The organism is Levilinea saccharolytica, from assembly GCF_001306035.1.
In the GTDB taxonomy this organism is placed as follows: domain Bacteria; phylum Chloroflexota; class Anaerolineae; order Anaerolineales; family Anaerolineaceae; genus Levilinea; species Levilinea saccharolytica.
Window position 1 is genome coordinate 291,667 of record NZ_LGCM01000065.1, and the last position, 21,730, is coordinate 313,396.

16 protein-coding genes and 1 other annotated feature (1 of these 17 cut by a window edge) are annotated in these 21,730 nt (G+C 62.9%); of the genes, 10 read left to right on the top strand and 6 right to left on the bottom strand.

Features of this window, described 5'->3' with window-relative positions; genetic code table 11:
* Positions 1 to 50: a binding site (T-box leader), on the top strand; it begins 265 nt to the left of the window's first position.
* Positions 51 to 89: 39 nt separating this feature from the next.
* Complete coding sequence (trpS, locus tag ADN01_RS18580) at positions 90 to 1,139, top strand: tryptophan--tRNA ligase (RefSeq protein ID WP_062417892.1); 1,050 nt, start codon at positions 90 to 92, stop codon at positions 1,137 to 1,139.
* Positions 1,140 to 1,170: 31 nt separating this feature from the next.
* On the top strand, positions 1,171 to 2,550 hold the full coding sequence (locus ADN01_RS18585) for a TrpB-like pyridoxal phosphate-dependent enzyme (protein WP_062417891.1): 1,380 nt from the start codon (positions 1,171 to 1,173) through the stop codon (positions 2,548 to 2,550).
* 89 nt (positions 2,551 to 2,639) lie between these two features.
* Here the strand turns inward: ADN01_RS18585 and ADN01_RS18590 are convergent, their stop codons facing one another.
* On the bottom strand, positions 2,640 to 3,806 hold the full coding sequence (locus ADN01_RS18590; protein ID WP_062417890.1) for an FIST signal transduction protein: 1,167 nt from the start codon (positions 3,804 to 3,806) through the stop codon (positions 2,640 to 2,642).
* A 17-nt stretch (positions 3,807 to 3,823) separates the two neighbouring features.
* On the bottom strand, positions 3,824 to 7,567 hold the full coding sequence (locus tag ADN01_RS18595) for a GAF domain-containing protein (protein WP_062417889.1): 3,744 nt from the start codon (positions 7,565 to 7,567) through the stop codon (positions 3,824 to 3,826).
* Positions 7,568 to 8,091: 524 nt separating this feature from the next.
* Here ADN01_RS18595 and ADN01_RS18600 point away from each other — a divergent pair.
* Positions 8,092 to 10,335 (top strand): hypothetical protein, encoded by a 2,244-nt coding sequence (locus ADN01_RS18600; RefSeq protein WP_075071345.1) that lies wholly within the window; start codon positions 8,092 to 8,094, stop codon positions 10,333 to 10,335.
* Between the two features lie 6 nt (positions 10,336 to 10,341).
* Here the strand turns inward: ADN01_RS18600 and ADN01_RS18605 are convergent, their stop codons facing one another.
* Both ADN01_RS18605 and ADN01_RS18950 read right to left on the bottom strand, forming a co-directional pair.
* Positions 10,342 to 10,986, bottom strand: a complete 645-nt coding sequence (locus ADN01_RS18605; protein ID WP_062417887.1) for an L-fuculose-phosphate aldolase — start codon at positions 10,984 to 10,986, stop codon at positions 10,342 to 10,344.
* A gap of 136 nt (positions 10,987 to 11,122) precedes the next feature.
* Positions 11,123 to 14,575, bottom strand: coding sequence for a transglycosylase domain-containing protein (locus ADN01_RS18950; RefSeq protein ID WP_160318470.1), 3,453 nt, complete (start codon positions 14,573 to 14,575; stop codon positions 11,123 to 11,125).
* A 185-nt stretch (positions 14,576 to 14,760) separates the two neighbouring features.
* Between ADN01_RS18950 and ADN01_RS18625 the strand changes: the two genes are divergently transcribed.
* The 5 genes from ADN01_RS18625 (at position 14,761) to ADN01_RS18645 (ending at position 18,992) form a co-directional block, all read left to right on the top strand.
* On the top strand, positions 14,761 to 17,181 hold the full coding sequence (locus ADN01_RS18625) for an MGH1-like glycoside hydrolase domain-containing protein (protein WP_152974034.1): 2,421 nt from the start codon (positions 14,761 to 14,763) through the stop codon (positions 17,179 to 17,181).
* A 23-nt stretch (positions 17,182 to 17,204) separates the two neighbouring features.
* On the top strand, positions 17,205 to 17,519 hold the full coding sequence (locus ADN01_RS18630; RefSeq protein WP_075071360.1) for a cyclic-di-AMP receptor: 315 nt from the start codon (positions 17,205 to 17,207) through the stop codon (positions 17,517 to 17,519).
* A gap of 2 nt (positions 17,520 to 17,521) precedes the next feature.
* Positions 17,522 to 17,788 (top strand): cyclic-di-AMP receptor, encoded by a 267-nt coding sequence (locus ADN01_RS18635; RefSeq protein WP_062417885.1) that lies wholly within the window; start codon positions 17,522 to 17,524, stop codon positions 17,786 to 17,788.
* A gap of 107 nt (positions 17,789 to 17,895) precedes the next feature.
* Complete coding sequence (locus tag ADN01_RS18640; RefSeq protein WP_062417884.1) at positions 17,896 to 18,216, top strand: DUF4870 domain-containing protein; 321 nt, start codon at positions 17,896 to 17,898, stop codon at positions 18,214 to 18,216.
* A gap of 125 nt (positions 18,217 to 18,341) precedes the next feature.
* On the top strand, positions 18,342 to 18,992 hold the full coding sequence (locus tag ADN01_RS18645) for a DUF4013 domain-containing protein (protein WP_062417883.1): 651 nt from the start codon (positions 18,342 to 18,344) through the stop codon (positions 18,990 to 18,992).
* Between the two features lie 114 nt (positions 18,993 to 19,106).
* Here the strand turns inward: ADN01_RS18645 and amrA are convergent, their stop codons facing one another.
* Both amrA and ADN01_RS18655 read right to left on the bottom strand, forming a co-directional pair.
* A complete protein-coding gene (amrA, locus tag ADN01_RS18650) occupies positions 19,107 to 19,688 on the bottom strand; it encodes an AmmeMemoRadiSam system protein A (RefSeq protein ID WP_062417882.1) in 582 nt (193 codons plus the stop codon).
* A complete protein-coding gene (locus ADN01_RS18655; RefSeq protein ID WP_062417881.1) occupies positions 19,688 to 20,170 on the bottom strand; it encodes a flavin reductase family protein in 483 nt (160 codons plus the stop codon). The genes amrA and ADN01_RS18655 overlap by 1 nt, the downstream gene beginning before the upstream one ends.
* A 130-nt stretch (positions 20,171 to 20,300) precedes the next feature.
* On the opposite strand from ADN01_RS18655, the gene ADN01_RS18660 reads away from it, so the two are divergent.
* Together ADN01_RS18660 and ADN01_RS18665 are read left to right on the top strand one after the other, a co-directional pair.
* Positions 20,301 to 21,113, top strand: a complete 813-nt coding sequence (locus tag ADN01_RS18660; protein ID WP_075071347.1) for an N-acetylmuramoyl-L-alanine amidase — start codon at positions 20,301 to 20,303, stop codon at positions 21,111 to 21,113.
* Complete coding sequence (locus ADN01_RS18665) at positions 21,110 to 21,721, top strand: tetratricopeptide repeat protein (protein ID WP_075071348.1); 612 nt, start codon at positions 21,110 to 21,112, stop codon at positions 21,719 to 21,721. The genes ADN01_RS18660 and ADN01_RS18665 overlap by 4 nt, the downstream gene beginning before the upstream one ends.
* The last annotated feature ends 9 nt before the right edge of the window (positions 21,722 to 21,730 follow it).

The following is a 21,730-nucleotide window of genomic DNA, read 5'->3' on the forward strand; positions in this document are numbered from 1 at the left end:
CAGCCTAATGTGGGTGGCACCACGGACCTGATCCAGCGTTCGTCCCAACAGGGATGAACGCTGTTTTGTTTTAGACGAAAGGAGACACCATGCCAACCGAAACCATCCTCACCGGGCACCGCCCCACCGGCCCCCGTCATCTGGGCCACCTGGTCGGAACCCTGCACAACTGGGTCGCCCTGCAGGACACGCACACCTGCTTCTTCCTGGTAGCCGACCTGCATGTGCTCACCACCGATTATGAGCATCCCCAGCGCATCCCCGCCAATATTATGGATACGGTGCTGGATTGGCTCGCCGCCGGCATTGACCCCTCCCGCGCCACCCTGGTGCTGCAGTCGGCCGTCCCCGCCCACGCCCAGTTTGCCGCCCTGCTGGGTATGCTGGTCACGGTTGCCCGCCTGGAGCGCGTCCCCACCTACAAAGAGCAGACGCGCGAATTGGGCCTGACTCCCTCTCTGGGGCTGCTCTCCTACCCCGTCCTGCAGGCCGCCGATATCCTGCTCTACCGCGCCTCGGCTGTGCCCGTCGGCGAAGATCAGCTGCCCCATCTGGAGCTTACCCGCGAACTGGCACGCCGCCTGAACCAGCTCTACGACGCCGATTTTCCTCTGCCGCGCCCCCTGCTGGCCGCCCAGCCGCGCCTGCCCGGCGTGGATAACCGCACCATGCACAATTCCTACGGCAACGCCATTTATCTCAAGGACACCCCCGAGGAGACCACCCGCAAAGTCATGCACATGTACACCGATCCCACCCGCCTGCGCCCCAGCGACCCCGGCCATGTGGAGGGCAACCCCGTGTTCACCTATCTGGACGCCTTCGACCCCCAGCCCGAAGCCCTGCAGGCGCTGAAAGCCAGCTACCGCGCCGGCAAGGTGGGAGATGTGGCCGTCAAGCAGCATCTCGCCGCCGTGCTGAACCAATATCTTGAACCCCTGCGCCAGCGCCGCAGCGAACTGGCCCGCCGCCCCCAGGACGTGCTGGACATCCTGCAAACCGGCTCTCAGCACGCCGCCAGCGCGGCCCAGGAAACCCTGGACAGCGTTCACCAATATATGGGCCTTTCCTTAGGCCAATCGTTCAATCGCATTTCCACCCCGGTCGAAATCGCGCCTCTGGTCGGCGCTTTCTGCTAACCATCCCAATCATCTTTAGGAGGAATTCACCATGTCCGAACAAACCCGTTTTCTCTTGAGCGAAAATGATATTCCCAAGACCTGGTACAACATCAACGCCGACAGCCCTGTGGCCCCGGCGCCCGTTCTGCACCCCGGCACCTTAGAGCCGGTCACCCCCGATTTCCTCAGCGTGCTCTTCCCCATGGAATTGATTCTGCAGGAGATCAGCACCGAACGCTATATTGACATCCCCGAACCCGTGCGCGAGGTCTACCGCCTGTGGAGGCCCACCCCCCTGATCCGCGCCCTGCGGCTGGAACGCGCCCTGGGCACCCCCGCCCATATCTACTACAAGTACGAAGGCGCCTCCCCCTCCGGCAGCCACAAATCCAACACGGCCGTAGCCCAGGCCTTTTACAACAAAGCCGCCGGAACCCGAGCCCTGACCACCGAAACCGGTGCCGGGCAGTGGGGTTCGGCTCTCTCCATGGCCTGCCAGTTCCTCGGCCTCGATCTGGAAGTGTACATGGTCAAGGTGTCGTATGACCAAAAGCCCTACCGCCGCTTCCTGATGGAAACCTTCGGCGCGCAGGTCTTCGCCAGCCCCACCCAGCGCACCCAGTCCGGCCGCAGCATCCTGGCCGCCGACCCCAACAGCCCCGGCTCCCTGGGCATCGCCATCTCTGAAGCGGTGGAAGTGGCCGCAGCCTCCGGCGGGGCCAAAAAATACAGTCTCGGCTCTGTGCTCAACCACGTCCTCCTGCACCAGACCGTCATCGGCGAAGAATCCCTCAAACAAATGGATCTTGCCAATGAATACCCGGACGTGGTCATCGGCTGCGTCGGCGGCGGCTCCAATTTCTCCGGCATCGCCTTCCCCTTCCTGCGCGAAAATCTGCGCAATGGCCAGCGCACCCGCCTGGTGGCGGTGGAACCCGCGGCCACCCCGTCCCTCACCCGCGGCCTGTACGCCTTCGATTACGGCGACACCGCCCGCATGGCGCCGGTGGTGAAAATGCACACCCTCGGCCACGATTTTATCCCCCCTTCCATCCACGCCGGCGGCCTGCGCTACCACGGCATGGCCCCCACCCTCTCCGCGTTGGTGGATGCGGGTCTGGTAGAGGCTGTGGCCGTGCGCCAGCTGGAGACCTTTGAAGCTGCCCGCCTGTTTGCCCACACCGAAGGCCTGGTGCCCGCCCCCGAATCGGCTCACGCCATCCGCACCGCCATTGACGAGGCCTTGCAGGCCAAAGCCCTTGGCGAAAAGCGCGTCATCCTTTTCAACCTCTCCGGTCACGGCAATTTTGACCTGGCGGCCTACAACGCCTTCAACTCCGGTGCGTTGGAAAATGACGACCTGTCCGAGGAGGACATCGCCAACATCCCCGCCCGCCTGCCCCAGGTGAACCTCTCCATTCCCGCCTGAGGGCACACCGTATAACAAAAAACACCCCTGGATCTGAGCTGAAAGCCCAGGTCCAGGGGTGTCCTCTTTTCTGGCTTATGCCGCGGCGGCTATCCGGCTTCGACGCCGATCAAGACCACCTGAATCTGCTGGTTCAGGGCTTGCGGAGGCTTTTCGGAGAGGGTGCGCACCACCTGACCCAGCGTGTACGCGCCCGCCAGCGGGATCTGCTTGCCCACCACCCCCTGTACGGCTTCCAGAAAGCGCGGCGATTGGCTTTCGAATAAATACTGCCAGCTCACGTCCGCAAACACCAGCGCCGCCGCCGGGGACGCCCCGCCCAACATGGTGACGGCCTCTTCCGCCGCGCTTTGCGCCGCGCGCACGCAGGCCTCGGGGTCTCCCACCATCAGCCGCGCCATCACCCCCGCTTCCACGGGCGCGTTCATGCGCAGCGAGCCGTCGGCCTCCATGCGCACCGGCGTGCGGATGCTCAAATCGGCGCTGCCCGGGAATTCTTCAATTCCCAGCGGGTACAGCCGGATCAAATCCGCCAACGGCGGCCTGCGCCAATCCTGCAAACTGGCCCCGAACACGCTCTCATACACCTCCGCCGGGGTGCGCCCATCCATGCGCGTCACGCGCAGCCCCTCCACGCGCTCCACGGTGAAGCTCAGGCCCACATCCCGCCAGCCGCTGCCAATTCCCACCCCCAGGCGCGCCCGTCCCCCCAGTTCCAAAGCGCTCAAGGCCCCGCCCGCGGTTTGACCGGAACCGATCAATTCACACAATTCTCCATTGGTGGGAACCGCCAGCCCCCCCGCCAGCGCCACAGGCAGCTCGGTCAGCGCGCCGCACACCGCCGCGCAGTCGCCCTGCACCCCATCCGCAGCGATCAGCACCCCCGCGCTGCTGGAACCGGCCATCTGCATGCCAATCTGCGCCGCGGCGGTCTTCCCGTCCTTGCCGTAATTGGCCAGCCAGATGCCACGCGCGCGCAGCTCCGCCCCGCCCAGCAGCAAAACCGCCGCCCGCCGCGGGTGATCCTGATTGCCGTGCAGAATCCGCGGGCTGCCGAAGCCCCACAGGGGGATATTTCCCAACACCCCGCTGATACCGTGCACCAGCTCGCTGCCGTCAAATTCCTGTGAAAACAGCACCACCCCAGCCGCGGGCCGTTGGGTTCCCAGGGCGTTCAACGCCTTCTGAACCGCGTCTAAACCAGCCTCGCGTCCGTCTAACCCTTCGCCAATCCCCAGCGCCGCGTTGTTTGCCAAGCCATCCTCCCCGCGGCCTACTCAGCCACTGGTACGGTAAAGTGGAACGTCGTCCCCTTGCGGAATTCACTCTCAAACCAGATGCGCCCCCCCTGCATTTCCACCAGGCTCTTGGTGATGTTCAGCCCCAGGCCCGTTCCCGGCGATTTGCGTGTTTCGGCGTCTTCCGAGCGGAAGAACTTCTGGAAAATCTTCTTCTGATCCTCTTCATTGATGCCAATGCCGGTGTCCCGCACCCAGAAATGCACCACCTGCGGCGCGCCTTCCGCATCCCAGCGGTTCTCGCAGGCTTCGGCCGAAACGTACACATACCCGCCGTTGGGCGTGTACTTGTAAGCGTTGCTCATCAGGTTGGTGATCACCTGCAGCAGCCGTACCCGGTCGCCCCACACCGGAGGCAGATCCTCCGGCATAGTGATGTCCAGCACCTGGCCCTTATCCTTGATCTGCTGCTGAAGCGAGCGGGACACCTCGTCCACCACGTCGCGCAGCACCGTGGACTTGAATTCCAGCTTCAAGCGTCCCGCCTCAATGCGCGACACATCCGCCAGATCGGTCACCAGGGTGGCCATGCGCTCCACATTGGAACGGATCGTGGCCAGGAAGTTGGCCTGGGCGTCGTTGATCGGCCCCACCGCCCCCTTGGCCAGCAGTTCGCTGTAGCCTTTGATGGAAGTCATTGGATTCTTCAGTTCGTGAGACACAAAAGACACAAATTCGCTCTTGGCCACGTTGGCCGCCTGCACCGCCGCATACAGCTGCGCGTTGGAAATGGCGATGGCGGCATGGTCGCACAGACGGTCTAAAAATCCCAGTCGGTCGGGGTTCAGCGCGCGTTCCTCGCGGCTTTCCAGCATCAAAATGGCGGTCGTGCTCGTCTCCCGCCGAATGGGCAGCAGGGTTATCCACTTGCCGCCCGCCAGCAGCCCTTGTTCCACATCCTTGCCCACCGCCAGCGAACGCACCTCGCCGCTTTCGGCGGTATCGCCCAGCGCATAGCGGCTGAGGGGGATCAGTTCCTCCTGGTAGGGTTCCAGCTCGCCCTGGTAACCTTCGGAGGCCATCACCTGCACGCCCTCCTCATGGATCACCCCCACCAGCCCCGCCTCACATTTGGACTGGCGCAGCGCCCATTCCAGGGTGATGCGCATCGCCCGCCCGGGTTCCAGGCTGGTGTTCAGCTCGCGGTCCACGCGCTGCATGATGGAAAGCTCTTCCACACGCGCCGCCAGGGCCTGATCCGTCAGCGTGTACAGGCGCGCATTTTCCAAAGCCACCGCCGCCTGGGCCGCGAAAGCCGAAAGCAAATCCTGGTCGTCGCGGTCAAAGGGTGAGCCGTCGCGCTTGTTGATGACTTCAATCACGCCCAGCACGGTGTCTTTCACCATCAGCGGCACAGCCAGCAGGCCGCGCGTGGTAAAGCCGGTCTGCTTATCCGTCTGCGGCGCCCACACTTCGGATCCCTGGGTGGAGTTGACAATCACCGCCTGGCGGTTCACCACCGCCTTACCCACCACGCCGCTGCCAGGGGGCAGGCGCTTGTTGATCAAATCGCTGGCCACCGGACCGACGGTGACTTTAAACACAAGTTCATCCGTCTGATCGTCCATCATGAACAGGCTGCCGGCCTCACATTCCAAAATGTCCACCGCCGACTGCAAAATGTTTTGCAGCAGGGGTTCGGTCTCCAGGGTCGAGGTCAGTTGGCGGGTCACGTCATTCAGCGAAGCCAGCTGCCGCGCGCGCCGCTCTGTTTCCTGCAGCAAGCGCGCCTTCACAATCGCCCCCGCCACCTGATCGGCAATCGCCTGCAGAAGGTTCAACTGCTCGCGGGTAAAGGTTCCGGCCGCGTCTCGCCGCGCCAGGCTCAGCGAACCGATGGTCTCCGCTCCCGCGTTCAGCGGAACCCCCATCCAGGCGTACAGGCTCCTGCGCGTCACGGCGATGCCGTGCTGGCCGCATTCGCGCGCGTAGTCGTCGGTCAAAATTGCCCGCCGCTGCCGGATAATTTCCTGCTCCAAAACCTGCCCGGCCTCGATGGGCTTGTTCTCCTTCTGTGGGTAGCGCTCGTCGTTCTCCACGCAGAAGATTTCCACCAAGGCCCCGCTCTCGCGGTCAAACAGCAGGATGTGAAAATCATCCGTGCGCAAAATCTGGGTGGTCTGGGCGTAAATCAGCTCCAAAATATCGTCCAACGTCAGGGTGATGTTGATCCCCTGGGCCACGCGCGTCAGCACGTTCATTTCGCGCACGCGGTTTTCCATGTTGGCCACCACCTGAGCGCGCTCAATGGCCAGCGCGGCCTGATCGTTCAAGGCTTCCAGAAAGTTGACCTCGCGCGAGGTGTAGGGTTCGCCCGAGAGCCGCGCTCCCAAAGCCATCCAGCCCGCCAGGCGCTGCCGCCCCGGCAAGGGGATAAAGAGCTGCGCCTGCAAAAGCTGCAAGCGCGCCTGCTCCGTGCGCAGTTCCACCGGCAGGGCGCGCAGGTCGTTCAGGAAAAAGGTGGCTTTCTTGCGGTTCAAAGCGCTCACCAGCGGGCTGTGCGCCGGAAAGCGCAGATCGCTGGTGTTGCGGTTGTTTTCGTCCGGCGTCGCCAGGTACATCTCGCTCAGCGGATCGTACACGAACAGGTGCAGCTGGCTGGGCATCACCGAGCGGTTCACGTACTCGCGCAGGGTGCGGATAATCTGGTGAACTTCAATGGTGGAGGTCAGTTCACCGCTGAAGGTTTGCAGCCGCTCCTGAAAGGCCTGTTCCCCGCGGAAAAACAGGGTATCCACCGAGCGTTCCATCGCCTGATACAGCGGTTTAAAGGCCAGCGCCAGCAGGAAGAACACCAGCGCGTTCAACAGCACCTGGCTCCCCACCCAGCGCTGAAAGATCATCCCCAGGCCGGTCACCAGCAGGGCGTAGCCCGCGCTGACCAGCACCGCCAGGGTGGCATACAGTACCGTGCGGCTGAGGATAAAATCGGTGTTCAGCATGCGGAAGCGCTGCAGAATATAGGTGGATACCATCGGGTACACCACCATCGGCGCCAGCAAAAACGGCGAAAATTTCAGCGGCCAGAAACGGCTGGTCACAAACCACAGCCCCAGCGGGGCCAGGGCGATCACCAGCGCCCAGGTCATCAGCCGCACCTGCTCGCGGTCCACGGTGGAGCCCAGGCGCATGCGCCGCAGCCTAAGCCAAACCGCCAGCCCGGCCAGCCCCAGCGCCGCAAAGACCGTCGCCAGTCCGCGCAGCCAGGGCTGCGCCCCCAGCACCACAGCCGCCGCTCCCAACCCCAGGCCCAGCCCGTACACCAGCCAGGTCAGCGGGGGGAAATGCCCCACCAGCGCGTCATCCTGCGGGAAGCGCAGCATCAAATCCACCGCCCCCGCCCCTGTCAGCGCCAAAGCCAGCGTCCAGCCCGCTGTCCACTGCTGGGTGTTGTAGGCGTCAAACAAACCCGCGCACACCCAGGCAATGGAGACCGCCAGCATGGTAAAGGCCCGTCCGCTGGGATTCGCCCGCCGCACCAAAAACACCCAGGCCCCGCTCACCAGATAGACCACGCCCACCAGATAGGCGAACAGGCGGTAAGGCGGCCCAAAACTGCCCCCTGGCTGCATCTCGGCTGTCCCCGGCCAACGTACCGCCTGGCCAAAATACAGCGCAAAGGCGGCCAGGGCGGCCAGCAAGTAAACAAATACCAGTCCTTGCAGGATGAAACTGCGGTCTAGGGTTTGACGGCGGAAGAAGGGGCGCACTTCGTTCATGAAGATCCTTTATTGGCTAGGTTGTCTGCCGTGTTCATTGCGAATCCGTCCGGTCTCCTTGCCGCAGCGCCGCACGTTCGCTGATTTTTTACTGGGTTCACTTACACGTTCCATGCCAGACAGCATCTGCGAGAAAACCCGTTGGCTCCCGTCCAGCCTCCCCACCGTCAGGAGATCTGCGGTGGTGGCGTTAACTGGATTAACCCGCAAGTGCGGAAAAGGCTTCCACACCGCGGGCCTCAAGCTGCCGTCACAGCGTTCCTTCGGTTGGCGATCAGCGGTTTACCGGTCCACCAGCGTGCCATGCTCCTGGAAATCTCCCAAAAATCCGAGATGAGTCTGGCTTTGGTTGTATTATACCAACTGCCGTGCCCAGATGCTCAGCCCCCACCCCCATTTGGCTCACCTGCAAATAACCTGTAAGGCCGGGCAGCCCTATTTTTCCAGCCTCACCCTCTCCCGCCTCAATTGGGGGTGAACACAATCTGGTAATTTATGATCAAATCACTATACTTATTAACAACGTGAAAACCACCCTGTCCTATTACCCTCCCACCGCGCCCCCAGCGGAACTGCCCCTGGGCCGCTATTTGCCGCCTGTCCCCGCCGGGCTGGCGGCTGGCTGGCTGCGTGAAAACCTGCCCCCGGGCGCCTGGGTGCTCGACCCCTTGGGCGCATCGCCCAGTTTGGCCCTGGAGGCCGCCGCGGCGGGCTTTCGCGTGATGGCGGTGTGCAACAACCCCGTGCTGGCTTTCCTGCTGGAGACCCTGGCCAGCGCCCCCAGCCGCGCCGAATTCCAAAGCGTTCTGGCCGATCTGGCCTCCGCCCGCCGCGGCGACGAGCGCATGGAAGTCTACATCAACGCCCTCTACGCCTCGCAGTGCCCCAACTGCGGCCTGTCCCTGCCCGCGCGCAGCTACCTGTGGAAGCGCGGCGAGGCCCAACCCTTTGCCCGCCAGATCGTCTGCCCTCAATGCGGCGACCTGGGCGACCTGCCACTGGCGGAGATCGACCTGGCCACGTTGACCGCCCTCGGCCCCGATTCCCTCCACCGCGCCCGCGCCGTGCAGCGTCTGAATCTGGAGGATTCTGACGCGCAGGAAGCCGCCCAGGAGGCCCTGCAAACCTATTTGCCCCGCCCGCTGGTCACTCTCTTTTCGCTGATCAACAAAGCCGAAGGGCTCAACCTGACCCCGCGCCGCCGCCAGTTACTGCAGGCCCTGCTGCTCAGCCTGTGCGACCAGGCCTCGGCCTTGTGGCCCTTCCCCGCCGGCCGCTCCCGCCCCCGCCAAATCACCCTGCCAGCCCAATTCCGCGAGGTTAATCTATGGTCCGCCCTCGAGGCCGCCCCCGACCTGTGGCCCGCCGCTCTCCCCGTGCCCTGCCTGCGCTGGCCAGAGCTGCCGCCCCCCTCCGGCGGCATCACCCTTGTCCCCGCCCGCCTCAAGTCCGTCTTACCAGTCCCCATTGATTTTCAGGCCGCCGCCGCCGTGCTGCCCCGCCCCAACCAGGCGTTTTGGACCTTTTCGGCCATCTGGGCGGGCTGGCTGTGGGGCGCTTCGGCCACCCAGCCCCTGCGCACCTCGCTGGAACGCCGCCGCTACGACTGGGCCTGGCATGCCGCGGCCCTCCACCGCAGCTTTCAGGCCATGAGCACTCACCTGCCGCCCAAACTGCCCTTTTTCGCCCTGCTGCCCGATCTGGCCCCTGGGTTTCTCTCCGCCGCCTTCCTATCTGCCGCCGCCAGCCGCCACACCTGCCTGGATCTGCGTCTGGAACCGGACGCCGATCTGGCCCAGGCCCTGTGGCGCATGCCCGAAGCGCCCGCCCCCGCGGCAGACAGCAGCCCCACCCACGCCTACCTGCGCACCACCGTCCAAACGGCTGTGCTGACCCACCTGCGCGAACGTGCCGAGCCAGCCCCCTACATCGTGCTGCATGCCGCCGCCCTGCAAAAGCTGGAAAAAGAGGGTCTGTTGGCCGCCTCTGACCGCAAACAGCTCACCAGCCGCCTGGCCGATGTGCAAACCAGCCTGAGCGCCGTCTTTCAGATGGAAAACGGCCCCCTGCGCCGTCTAGACGCGGCTGCTCCTGTCATCGAAGGCGGTCTGTGGTGGTTGTCCGACCCGCCCAAGCCCGAAGGCGAGCCGCTCAGCGATCTGATTGAACGCGAAGTCATCCGCGTGCTCAGCGGCGGCCAACCCTGGACGCTGCCAACCCTGCACGCCGCCCTGGCTGCCCGTTTTGCGGGGCTGTTCTCCCCCTCCGATGAATGGTTATCCGCCTGTTTGGAATCCTATGCCGCCCCCGCCCCCCAGGCCCCCCAGACCTGGGTGATCAAAGCCCAGGAGACCCCGCGCGAACGCCAATCCAGCCTGCGTCAGGCGCGCGCGCAGCTCACCCGCCTGGGGCAGCGCCTGGGGTATCAAGTCAGCGGCTCCACGCCCGTCCTGTGGAGCGAGCACCAGCAAGCTGAATATGCCTTTTACCCCTTTGCCTCCAGCATTCTCAGCCGCCACCTTTTCGCCCCGCCCGCCGCCCGCCACAACGTGCTGGTCTTTCCCGCCAGCCGCGCGCTGCTCATCCTGCGCAAGCTGGAATTCAACCCCCAGCTGGCCCAGGCCGCCGCGGGCTGGCACTTCCTCAAGCTGCGCCACCTGCGCCGCCTGGAACAATCTCCGGTCGTTACCCGCGAATCCTTTCCAACCCTGCTGGATCAAGATCCGCTGGGCTGGGAAGAGGCCGTGCAAATGTCGATGTTTGATTAGCGGGTTTTACTTCTTTTGACCGTAGGTCTTAAATTTCTCGCCCACCACCGCCATCTCTTCATCCGAAAGGATCACCGGATTGCCGATGCAGCGCGCCTGGTAATAAATGCGCGCCACCAGCTCAATTTCTTCCGCGGCGGCAAAGGCCGTGGCCAGGTTCGGGCCCACCGTCACCAACCCGTGGTTGGCCATCAAGCAGGCGTTGTAATGGCCAATCGCCGCCGCAATGTGGTCAGCCAGCGCCTGCGTGCCAAAGGTGGCGTAGGGGGCTAGGGGTACTTTGTTGCCCGAATACCCCACCAGGTAATGCACCGCAGGCAGCTCCCAATTGAGGCACGCGATGGTGGTGGCATACACCGAATGGGTATGCACTACCGCGTTGATCTCTGGGCGGGACTGCAGCAGCCCCAGGTGAAAATTCACCTCGCTGGAAGGCTTCTTGTCCCCTTCCACGATGCGCCCCTCCGGCGTCATCACCACCACATCCTCCGGCTGCATCTCAAAGTAATCCACCCCCGAAGGCTTAATCGCGATCAGGTTGGCTTCGCGGTTCATCACGCTCAAATTCCCCCCCGAGCCGGTGGTCAATTGGGAGGTGATCAATTTTCGGCCAAAGGTCACAATGGCTTCACGTTCTTTTTCTAAAAGCATCCTCGTTCTCCTTCTGGTGTCGTCCGCTCAGGTTTCGGCTCCGCGCCGTGCTCCTCCCGCGCCGGGGGGCAGCCAAAAGCGGGCTGCGCCGCGCACAGGGCCGCTCAGCCCGCTGAAATCTGCCCGCTTCTCACCCTCAGGGGGTGGGCGTCTCGCTGGGAGTCGGCGTGGGTGTTTGCGACGGCTGCGGGGTGGTCGTGACGGTGGCCGTGGCGGTCGGCGTCGGCGTCAGGGTCGGCTCATTGGTGGCCGTACGCGTCACCGTCACCGTGGGGGTGATGGAAGGAACCTGCATATTGATGCGAATGCGCCGTTCCGCGTAGGTTCCCTCCGTACTTTCCATGTAAATCCGCAGCGTCACCGTCCCTGTGGGCGGCTTGCGCAGCGGCCAGGTGTAAATCCGCTCCGGCTGCTTGTACTGGTTCTTCACCCCTTCCACCAGCACCCGCCACTCCTTGGGGTCGTCTCCGGCGCCCCACTCCAGGCGAAATTGCTTAAAGTTCGCGCTGGCATACACCACCGCGTAAATATCCAACGGCCCGCTGGAGATGGTCTGCCCGTCGTTGAGGCCCGCAAACAGGATGGTTGGCCGCGGGTCCCCCTCTTTACATTCCCGTTTGGGGGTAAAGATCACCGGATCCTCAAAACCTTTATCCTGTGCCCAGGCGCGCCCTGCATCCGTCTCGCGCAGCCACTTGATCGCCCACGGGTCGGTCACGTTCATAGTGAACTTCTCGTCGGTGTAGTCCGCGCAGAACGGCGATTCGCGCAGCTCCGTCCAGGTGTCAATCTTGGTGCGTTTCCACAGGTCTTCTTCCTTGGGCAGCGGCGGCTGATCCATCGCGAACAGTTCGTTGCGCTGCGACGGGCACCATTCCGAAGGCTCAGCCCCCGAAACCGAACAGATCACCCGCTCCACCACCCCCTGAGGCCGCGAAAAGCGCGTGGGGTTGCCGTTGGCCCAGCGCTGAATGCCAAACTGCATAAATTCCGACCAGATCGGGGCGGCCCCCGTCAGGCCGGTGGTGTTCTCCATCGGCGTGTAATCCGCGTTGCCCACCCACACCCCCACCACCAGGTCGGGCGTGTACCCAATCGTCCAGTTGTCGCGGAAATCGTTGGTGGTTCCGGTCTTCACCGCCGCTTCAAAGGGCAGGTTCAGCACGGAATTGGCCCCAAACATAGGCGTGCGCGCCTCGTTGTCCGAAAGGATCGAGCTGATCAGGTAGGTATGCTCCGGCCGCAGCACCTGCTCCCCCTGCGGTGGGCGGTATTCGTACACCACATTGCCCTGATAATCCAAAATCTTGGTGATGGCCACCGGCGGGACGCGCAGACCGGCGTTGGCGATGGTGCCGAAGGCCGCGGTCAGTTCCAACAGGCTCACATCCCCGCCGCCCAACGTCAGCGCCAGGCCGTAATCCGTGCGCGTCAGGGTGGTGATCCCCAAGCGCTGTGCAAAATTGATAAAGCCGTCCGGGTTGGGCGTTTTGGGGTCGTCGTACACGCTCACAAAATTCAGCGTCTTCACCGCCGGAACGTTGTAGCTGTTGGCCAGCGCCGAACGAACGGTCACCGGCCCGTGAAAACGCCCGTCGTAATTCACCGGTTGATACACCGGCGCCGGGTCGTCCTCGCGCCCCGAAGGCGGAAATTCACTTTCCACGTCCCAAATCAGGGTGGCCGGCGTCCAGCCCTTCTCAAAAGCGGCCAGGTAGGTCAGCGGCTTGATGGAAGACCCCGGCTGGCGCGGGCTGACGGCCATGTTCACCTGCCCGGAGATGGCGTCATTATAAAAATCCGCCGAACCCACCATCGTCAGAATTTCTCCCGTGGCCGGGTCCATCGCCACCAATGCCCCGTCTGTGGTGCGCCGGTCTGCCAGGGCCAAGACCTGTTCCTTCACCATCCGCTCGGCTTCCTTCTGCATTTCCGGGTCCAGGGTGGTGTACACCGTGAAGCCAGAGCGGTAAATCTGCTGCGAGTCATACTGCTCTTCCAGCAGGCCGCGCACATACGTCACCCAATGTGGGAAGCGCATCATCTGCCGTTGGGGCTTGAATTCATAGGCTTCCATCTCGCGCGCCGCCTGGGTAGCCGCCGCCGCATCCACGCACACCGGCTGGACGCTGTTGGAAACATCAATGCAGTTCTTTTCCAGGCTCAGCTGGTACATCAGCCCCAACACCTGCTTGTTGCGCACCAGGGTTTGATCGCGGTTGGTGTAAATGTCATACACCGACGGCGCCTGAGGCAGCCCCGCCAGGAAGGCCGACTGCGACAGGGTCAAATTGGCCGCTTGCGTGCCAAAATAGGACTCGGCCGCGGCTTGAATGCCGTAAGACATGTTGCCGTAGAAATTTTCATTTAAATACAGTTCAAGGATCTCGTCCTTGGAGTACAGGCGGGTAATTTCTGCCGCCAGCACAATCTCACGCGTCTTACGCTCCACCGAACGTTCGAAGCGTTCCGAAGGGTCCATCAACAGCGTGCGCGCCAGCTGCTGGGTGATGGTGGATGCCCCCGAAACCACCTCACCGCTGGTGTAGTTCTGCCAAAAGGCGCGCAAAATCCCCACCGGGTCAAAGCCGGGGTGGTTGTAAAACTCCTTGTCCTCGGTGGCCAGAGTGGCCGCCACCAGATAGGGTGAAATCTTCTCCAGCGGCACATAGGTGCGCCGCCCCGCGTTGGGGTCTAAGATTTCATAGAGCACATCCCCATTGCGGTCCAGAATGCGCGTGGTTTCAAACTGCGAAGCCCGCTCGCGCAGGGTTTTCACATCCGGCAGCGTGGCGCGAATGGAGAAATAGCGCACCACCACGATGGACAGCAGGCCAATCACCACCAAAACGCCCACAAACAAACTGCCCACCAGCACCTTACCCAAACAGCCCAGCGATTTTTGCCACGAACCGCCCCCGGAAGAAGGCCGTTTGCGCGGCGGACGGGGCGGTTGGGTCGGAGGGCGCTGAGCAGGCGGCCCGTAGCTGGGGCGCTGCGGCGGGTAGCTGGGCGGCGGCGGATAGCTGGGTTGAACCGGCTGGGTGCTGCGCGGCGGCGGGGGGTAGCTGGGCGGCGGCGCGCCGTAGGCCGTTGGGCTGACCTGGGTGGCGTAAGGATCCACCTCGTTCACCCGCCGCGGCAGAACGCCGGGGCCGTTGCGCGGTGGGGCGGGCGGAGTAGGCTGCGCATTGGGGGGGGTAGCCCCCAGCGGCTGAACCGGTGAAGCCACAGTCGCCGCGGCGTTCGCCGGGGGGGCCGTGGGCGGCTCCTGACTGGCGGGCTGAACCGGCCCAGCCTGGGTCTTCAGTTCCGCGTACCACCCGCCGGTGGCGTCCGGCGTGCCGGTGGGGTGATGATCCAGCGCCTGGGCCTGGGTTTGGAACTCAGCGTACCACCCGCCGGTGGCGTCTGTCTCGCCAGTGGGGTGCCGCGACAGGTGCTCCAGGGCTTCTTCAGCATTTTCCGCCTCAGAAAGCAGGCGGCGCAGACGTTCGCCGGGACGGTTGGGCTGGGTGTCGCCGCTGGCCGCAGAGGGCTTTTGCGGGTCTTCACCGGCAGGTTTCGGGTCGGTCGGGTTCTCGTTCATAGGCGTCTCAGTTCTTCTCCTCATCACCGGCCGCGCACAGGCGCAGGGTGTCCGCTCTTTTAACGATACAGGAGCAAGCTTCGTTCCCGTTTCCTCGATTCTAGCACAAACCCCCCGCTCCCGCTTCAATTCGATTCTGCGCCGCTTGCCGCCTTTTTTCGGTTGCGCTGTACAATAAGAGTGTCATGCTTCCGCTGGAACTCCCATTGACCCCTCCCGTTGCCGTGCCTTTGGCCGCCGACCAGCGTCTGAGCCGCCCGGAATATCCCAACGATATCGTCTGGGAACTGAGCGCCGCGGGCCAACCCCCCGCCCTCAGCCTGCACACCACCTTCGGTCTGCGCGCCCATTGGATGCGCCTCTTCCCGCGCTTTGTCACCCCGGGCGCCGCCGTGCAGGATCCGCAGGCCTTCGCAGCCCCTGCGCGCCTCACCTTCCTGTCGCCCGGCTTTGTGCGCCTGGCCTTTGCGCCCTTGCCCTCCGTTGATGCCGTACTAGAAATCCGCGTGCCCACCTCACAAATTCTGGCGGGGCGCTTCACCTTTAAGAACCCTTCCGTCCTGCCCCAACGCTTCACCCTGGAATGGTGTGCCGTGCTCAGCCCCCTGCCCGGCGGCCAGAGCATGGCCTTTCTGCCCCTCCAGCTTTCCCCCGCCCTGCAAGGCCGCAGCGCCAACCTTGCGCCAGTGTGCTTTCTGGCGGGCGGGGCCGCCGCCAGCCAGGGGCCTTACCCAGGGTTGGCCCTCAGCGTGGATCTGCCCCCCGGCGTCGAGCGCAGCTTCACCTGGGCGCTGGCCGCCCTGGCCGACCCGCAGGCCTCTTTTGAAGCCGCCCGCGCTGCCGCCGACAGCCCCTGGGAGGCCGAAACCGCCCGTGCCGAGCTGCTCCACGCCGCCCAAACCGTCTCCATCCGCACCGGCAGTCCCGATTGGGACGCCGCCCTGGCCCTCAGCCAACACATCGCCCCTGCCCTGTTCCTCCCTGCCTCAGCCCATCTGCCCCACCCTTCCGCCGTTCTCAGCCGCCGCCCCGACCAGGGCCATTCTCTGCGCGGCGACGGCAGCGACTACGACCACCAGTGGAACGGCCAGCCCAGCCTGGATTCGGCCTACCTGGCCGCTCTGCTGGGCCCCGGCGGGGTAGATTTGGCCCGCGGTCTCCTCCTCAATTTCCTCGCCGTGCAGCAGGAAGACGGCTTCATTGATTGGAAACCCGGCCTGGCCGGCCAACGTTCGCGCCATTTGGCCCAACCCCTGCTCTCGGTGCTGGCCCTGGAGCTGCACCGCCAACAGCCCGATCTGCCCTGGCTGGAGCCGCTCTATCCCCAGCTGCGCCGCTTTTTCCTGCGCTGGTTTGCCCCCGACCGCGATCGCGATCAGGACGGTTGGCCGGAATGGGATCATCCCCTGCAGACCGGCCTGGAAGATTCCCCTCTCTACGACCGCTGGAACCCCCACGCCCAGGGTGTGCCCCCCGCCCGCCTGGAATGTCCCTCCCTGGCCGCCATGCTGTACCGCGAAGGACAATCCCTGGGCCAGATCGCTGCCCTGCTGGGGCGCACGGAGGATCAGGCCGCCCTCCAGCCGCGCCTGAACACCCTGCGCCAGGCGGTGGAATCCACCTGGGATTCCAAGGCCCGCACCTACCGCTACCGCGACGCCCTCACCCACACCACTCGCCCCGTCCGCCTGCTGTTCACTTTCCAGGGCAGCGGGCTGCACCGCCTGCGCAAATCCTTCAAACAGCCCACCCGCCTGCATCTGCACCTTTACACCCCCCAGGAGATCACCCAGCCAGTACTGCTAATCCTGGAAGGCGAAGGGGAAGACGGCCCCCTCAGCGAAGAGATCAGCGCCGTGCAGTTCACCTGGAACCAGGGCCACGCCCGCTGGACCTCGGAAAAGGCCTACAAAAAGCTGCACACCCTGGCGGTCAAGAACATTTCCCCCCAAACCACAGGCCGCCTGGAAGCCCCCGACACTTCGCAGGACGACCTCAGCCTGCTGCTGCCCCTGTGGGCGGGCATCCCCTCACCGCGCCGCGCCCGCGAATTGGTGGAAACCACCCTCATCCCGCGCTACCTACAGCCCTTCGGCCTGGCTCTGGCCCCCCCCGACCGCTGCCCCCCGGCCCCCAGCCGCGCCTGCGGGGTTTCCCCTCTGTGGAATGCGCTCATCGTGGACGGCCTGCTCCAATATGGATATTTCGATCTGGCCGCGGAGATTCTCACCCGCCTGATGAACGGCATCGCCGCCGCCTTGCGCGCGGGCGGCACCTTTCGCGAGATTTATCCCGCCGCCCCCGGCCAGCCCTGCCTGGGTGAAATGAACCCCCTGCGCGGCCTGCCCCCCATTCATCTCTTCCTGCGCCTGGCGGGCGTGCACCAATTTGTTAAAAATGGGGTAATTGTGCATGGTTTTAATCGATTTTTTACTCCAGTTACGGTAAAATATCATCAGACATTGATATCCTGTCAACCCAGGGAAACTGAGGTTCGCTTTGCCACCGGCGAATCCATCATCATCCAAGACCCTGGCTCACACCGTGTCCAATTGGATGAAGAACCGCAGTCTCCCAATCTTGAAGAAAGGAGGAACTTGCCCTGATGTACACGAAGGATCCTCACTTAATGCTCATTGCCGTGGTTCAGGCCCAGGATATTGAAAACGCGCATAACAGCCTGGAACAAGCAGGCTTGGTCGCCGAACGTCTCCCCAGTGTCGGTGGTTTCTTAGGCCGCCGCAATGCCACCCTTCTAATTGTTCTCCCCAAAAATCGTCATCAAGAAGCTGTAGATATTCTCACCAGCACCTGCCGCCAGCGGGTGGAGTATATCGCCGTGCCGTTGGAAAGCGCCCCCCTGCCCCTGCCCACCCCCACCCCCATCACCATCGGCGGGGCTACGGTTTTTGGTCTGGATATCGAACATTTTGAGGAGTTTTAGCCATGAAGCTCATAATTACCATCGTACCGGATTCGGATACCGATGCCATTTCCAGCGCTCTCACCAGCGCGGAACTGCGCGTCACCACCATCGCCTCCACCGGTGGTTTCCTGCGCCGCGGCCATTCCACCCTTCTGATCGGCCTGGAGGATGAACAGGTGGAGCAGGCGCTCCAGATCATCCGCACCACCAGCGGCAAATCCAACGAGCCTGCCAACCGCCGCGGGGTGATCTTTGTCCTGAAAGTGGATCAATATTTCCACCTCTAAGAACAGGCGGCTTCTGGCCTGTTGATAATGTTGATCCAGATTATGCTATAATCTGGCCATTCCATTTTGTAATTCCTAAACTTGGCAATATCTAAGGAGAATCCATTATGTCCGAACAGCCGTCTACCGTTCAGCCCACCAGTGATGAAAAACTTTGGGCCATCCTGTCCTATCTCCTCGCTCCCTGGGTTTCCCTGGTCATCATGCTCTTCGTAAAAGAAAAAGCGGAAAGCCCCTTCATTCGCTATCATCACATTCAAGCCCTGGGATGGGGTGTGGTGGGTCTGGTCATCTCCCTCCTCACCGTTGGCTTCTGCGGTATTATCTGGCTGATCGGCAGCATCTATTTCGCTGTCAAAGCCAACAACGGCGAATACGTGGTCATCCCCGTCCTCACCGACCTGATGAAAAAGCAAGGCTGGCTCTAATCGCCTCTCCACAAACAGAAACGGCGGGGTTTGCGCTTGCGCCCCGCCGTATTTCTGAGTATAGTATTCTCAACCCTGTAGGCATGTTTACCCACAGTCTCAGCTCATAGATAAGGAGGACAGGCATGGAATTCGGTCAGGCTTTTTCATACGTTTTCAAGGACCCTGAGTGGTTCAAAAAAGTCGCCCTCACTGCTCTCATCTCCCTCATCCCGGTCATCGGTCAATTTTATGTCATGGGATGGGGCCTGGAAATCACCCGGCGCGTCATCACCCATGACCCCGACTTGCTCCCCGGGATCGACTTCGGCGGTTTCCTTGGCAAGGGCTTCAAAGCCTTCATCGTCAGTTTTGTTTACAGCCTGCCGATGATCCTCTTTGTGCTGCCCATCCAGCTGGTTGCGCCCATCGGCGTCGCCGTGGAGCTGGACCAGGAGACCCTGGGCATCGTCATGATCGCCGTCTCCGTGTGCTGCGGCGGTCTGGCCCTCATCTACGGCATTCTCATGGCCTTCCTCATCCCCGCCGCTTTCGGCAACCTGGCCGCCAAAGGCAACATCGGCGACGGCCTGCGCTTTGGGGAAGTCTTCGGCCTGGTGAAAAAAGCCCCCGTGGCCTACTTGCTGGTGCTCCTGGGCGGCCTGATCGGCGGCTTCATCGCCCCCCTGGGCTCCATCGCCTGCGGTATCGGCGTCTTGCTCACCACGGTTTACGCCGCCACCATCACCGCCCATCTGCAAGGTCAAGCCTACAAACAGGCCGCGGGTATCCTCTAAGCCTGTTTTGCCTTCACCTGTTTCCTGGAGAAGCAGGGACGCCCTTCAATAAGCGCTTTCCGGCATACCACCGGAAAGCGCTCCCTTTTCTCCCAGTATGGAACCTTCTCAGGTTTAAATTTGCCCTTCGTGGAATTCCTCCACCTGATACACCCCCACGCGCAGCTTACGCCGCCGCCAGGTGTCTGCCGGTGCGCCCATTTTCATACACAAATGCGCCAAAAACTCCTCTGGATCGGGCAGCTTTTCCCACACCTGCGGTAAAAACGTCGCTCGCCGCCCTCCATCCCACAAAATAACCCCATCCACCCCAGGGCGCAGCCGCGCCGCCAGATCGGCCCCGTCGCTGTATTCCAAGATCTGCGGCGCGGTCAGGATCGAAATTTCGATGTGCAAACTATCCACCTCTTCGGGCCTCACGGGGTAAAAACGGTAATCCTCGCTGGCCGCCGCCGCGGCGTGCTCGCACACATCTTGCACCAAAGGCTGGTAGGCTTCCAACGCACCGATGCACCCGCGCAGATCTCCATCCGCCGTGGTCAGGGTCACAAAAGACGCACCCCAGGCCTGCAGCGCGGGTGAATAGTCCTCCACCCGCACATTCACAGTCTGTCGGCGCGCCGTGCGCGCCACCGTCTCACGTGCCAGCCGCAGCAAAGTGCGGCGCTCATCCAGAGTCAAAGTCGTTGAGGTCATCACCCGATCGTATGAAACTTCCGATCCAAATACACCAAAGGCCGCCCATCCGCGCCCAGCTGAACCTGGAGCACTTCGCCCACCAACAGGGTCGATTCGGCCATGTCGTAGCGGTGTACCACCTTGCAGTCCAAAAAGGCCAGCCCGCCTGCCAAAAGCGGCGCACCGCTGGCCGCCTCAGCCCAGGTCAAACCCGCAAAGCGGTCCCCATCCTCAGGGATGCGCCCCGCGAAACGCTCCGCCGCTTCCAACTGATCCTCACGCAGAATGGTAACGGCGAAAATGCCGCTCTCTTCCACCATACGGAAGGTGCGCGTCCGCCGCGCCAGAGTCACCACCACCCGCGGTGGGTACAGCGATACCGAAGTAAAAGAATTCACCGTCATGCCGTGCCGCGCGCCGTCCAATTGACTGGTCAAAATGGCCACGCCTGTGGTCCAGTGCCGCATGGCGCTGCGCAGGTCTTCACCGCCCACACTCATTGTGTTTTCAAAGCCTCATATTTTTCTAAAGTTAATTCATTTATACAACGCTCCTTAACCCCGCGTCAAGTCGCGCCTATATCCAGAAAAAGGCTTGCCGGAATTCCTCAAATTGAGTACTATCATCAGTATGAATAATTCGATTCCTTCTCGCCCCGCTCCGCGCCCCGCCCGCACAGCCCCCTACAGCGCTCTAAACGCGCTGCAATCCGTGCTGACAGTCGGCATCATCATGGCCACCTTGCTCACCATGTGGACGCCCAGCAATCTTTTTTCCGATCAGCTTCTCAACGAAATGCTCCTGGCCGTGCAAAGCGGCGGCTTCACCCCCACCCCCGGCGCGCCGCTCAACACCCTCACCCCCTCCTCCCGCCCCCGCGTCGGAATCGTTGCCGGTCACTGGGGCTACGATTCCGGTGCAGTGTGCGATGACGGCCTGACAGAATTGGATGTTAATTTGAAAATTGCCACCTATGTGCGCGATTACCTGATTCAGGCGGGTTACGATGTGGATTTGCTGAAGGAGCGCGACCCGCTGTTGGTGCAGTACCGCGCCGCCGCGCTGGTCTCCATTCACAATGACTCCTGCGTGTACGTCAACGATGAAGCCACGGGCTTCAAAGTGGCCGCTGCCATGTACTCCGCCTACCCCGAAAAAGCCAACCGCCTGGAAACCTGCCTCATCCAGCGTTATCAGGCCCTCACCAATCTCAAGTTTCATGTCAACACCATCACCGTTGACATGACCGACTACCACATGTTCAATGAAATCCACACCGACACCACCGCCGCCATCATCGAAACCGGATTCCTCAATCTGGATCGAGAAATCCTCACCCAGCAGCCGGAACTGGTGGCCCGCGGCGTGGCCAACGGCATCATCTGTTACGTGAACAACGAAACCGTTGACCCGCTAGATGTTGAGGAAACCCCCGCCCCATGAGCCAGGCCGTTGAACCTGCCGCTCTTCAGGCGCTGCATCGGGCCCGCCAGGCCCTCTCCCAACGCGACAGCGCGTCTGCCCGCCGTTGGGCCGAAGAAGCCGCACATCTGGCCCCCCACCTGGAAGAGCCCTGGCTCATCCTGGCGGCGGTGGCCGCCCCCCAGGAAAGCATCCAATTTCTCAAACGCGCGCTGGAGGTGAACCCCACCAGCCAACGTGCGCGTAAAGGCATGCATTGGGCTGTCCGCCGTCAGCGTGAAGCCCAAAGCCAGCTCACCCCGCCCGCGCCCGACCTCGGGGCCACCCGTCAGGTCACCGTCACCGCCCGCCCCAGCGCACCGGTCATGTCCCCCGACCGCACCTCGCCTGTGGCGGTGCGCCGCAGCCCTGCCCAGCCCCCTCGAAAAAAAACCAACGCCCTGCTGGCGGCCGCTCCCTGGCTGGCGGCTGTGCTGTTCCTCTGTCTGGCGGGTTTCACCTGGCTGGTGTGGAACAATCAATGGGTGGTTTTGGCTGGAAATCACGACGCTCCCCGCGATATCTCCCTGCTGAAACCCTCCCTCACCCCCACCGACACCCCTACCTCTACCGCCACCCCCACCCATTGATTGTTCCAC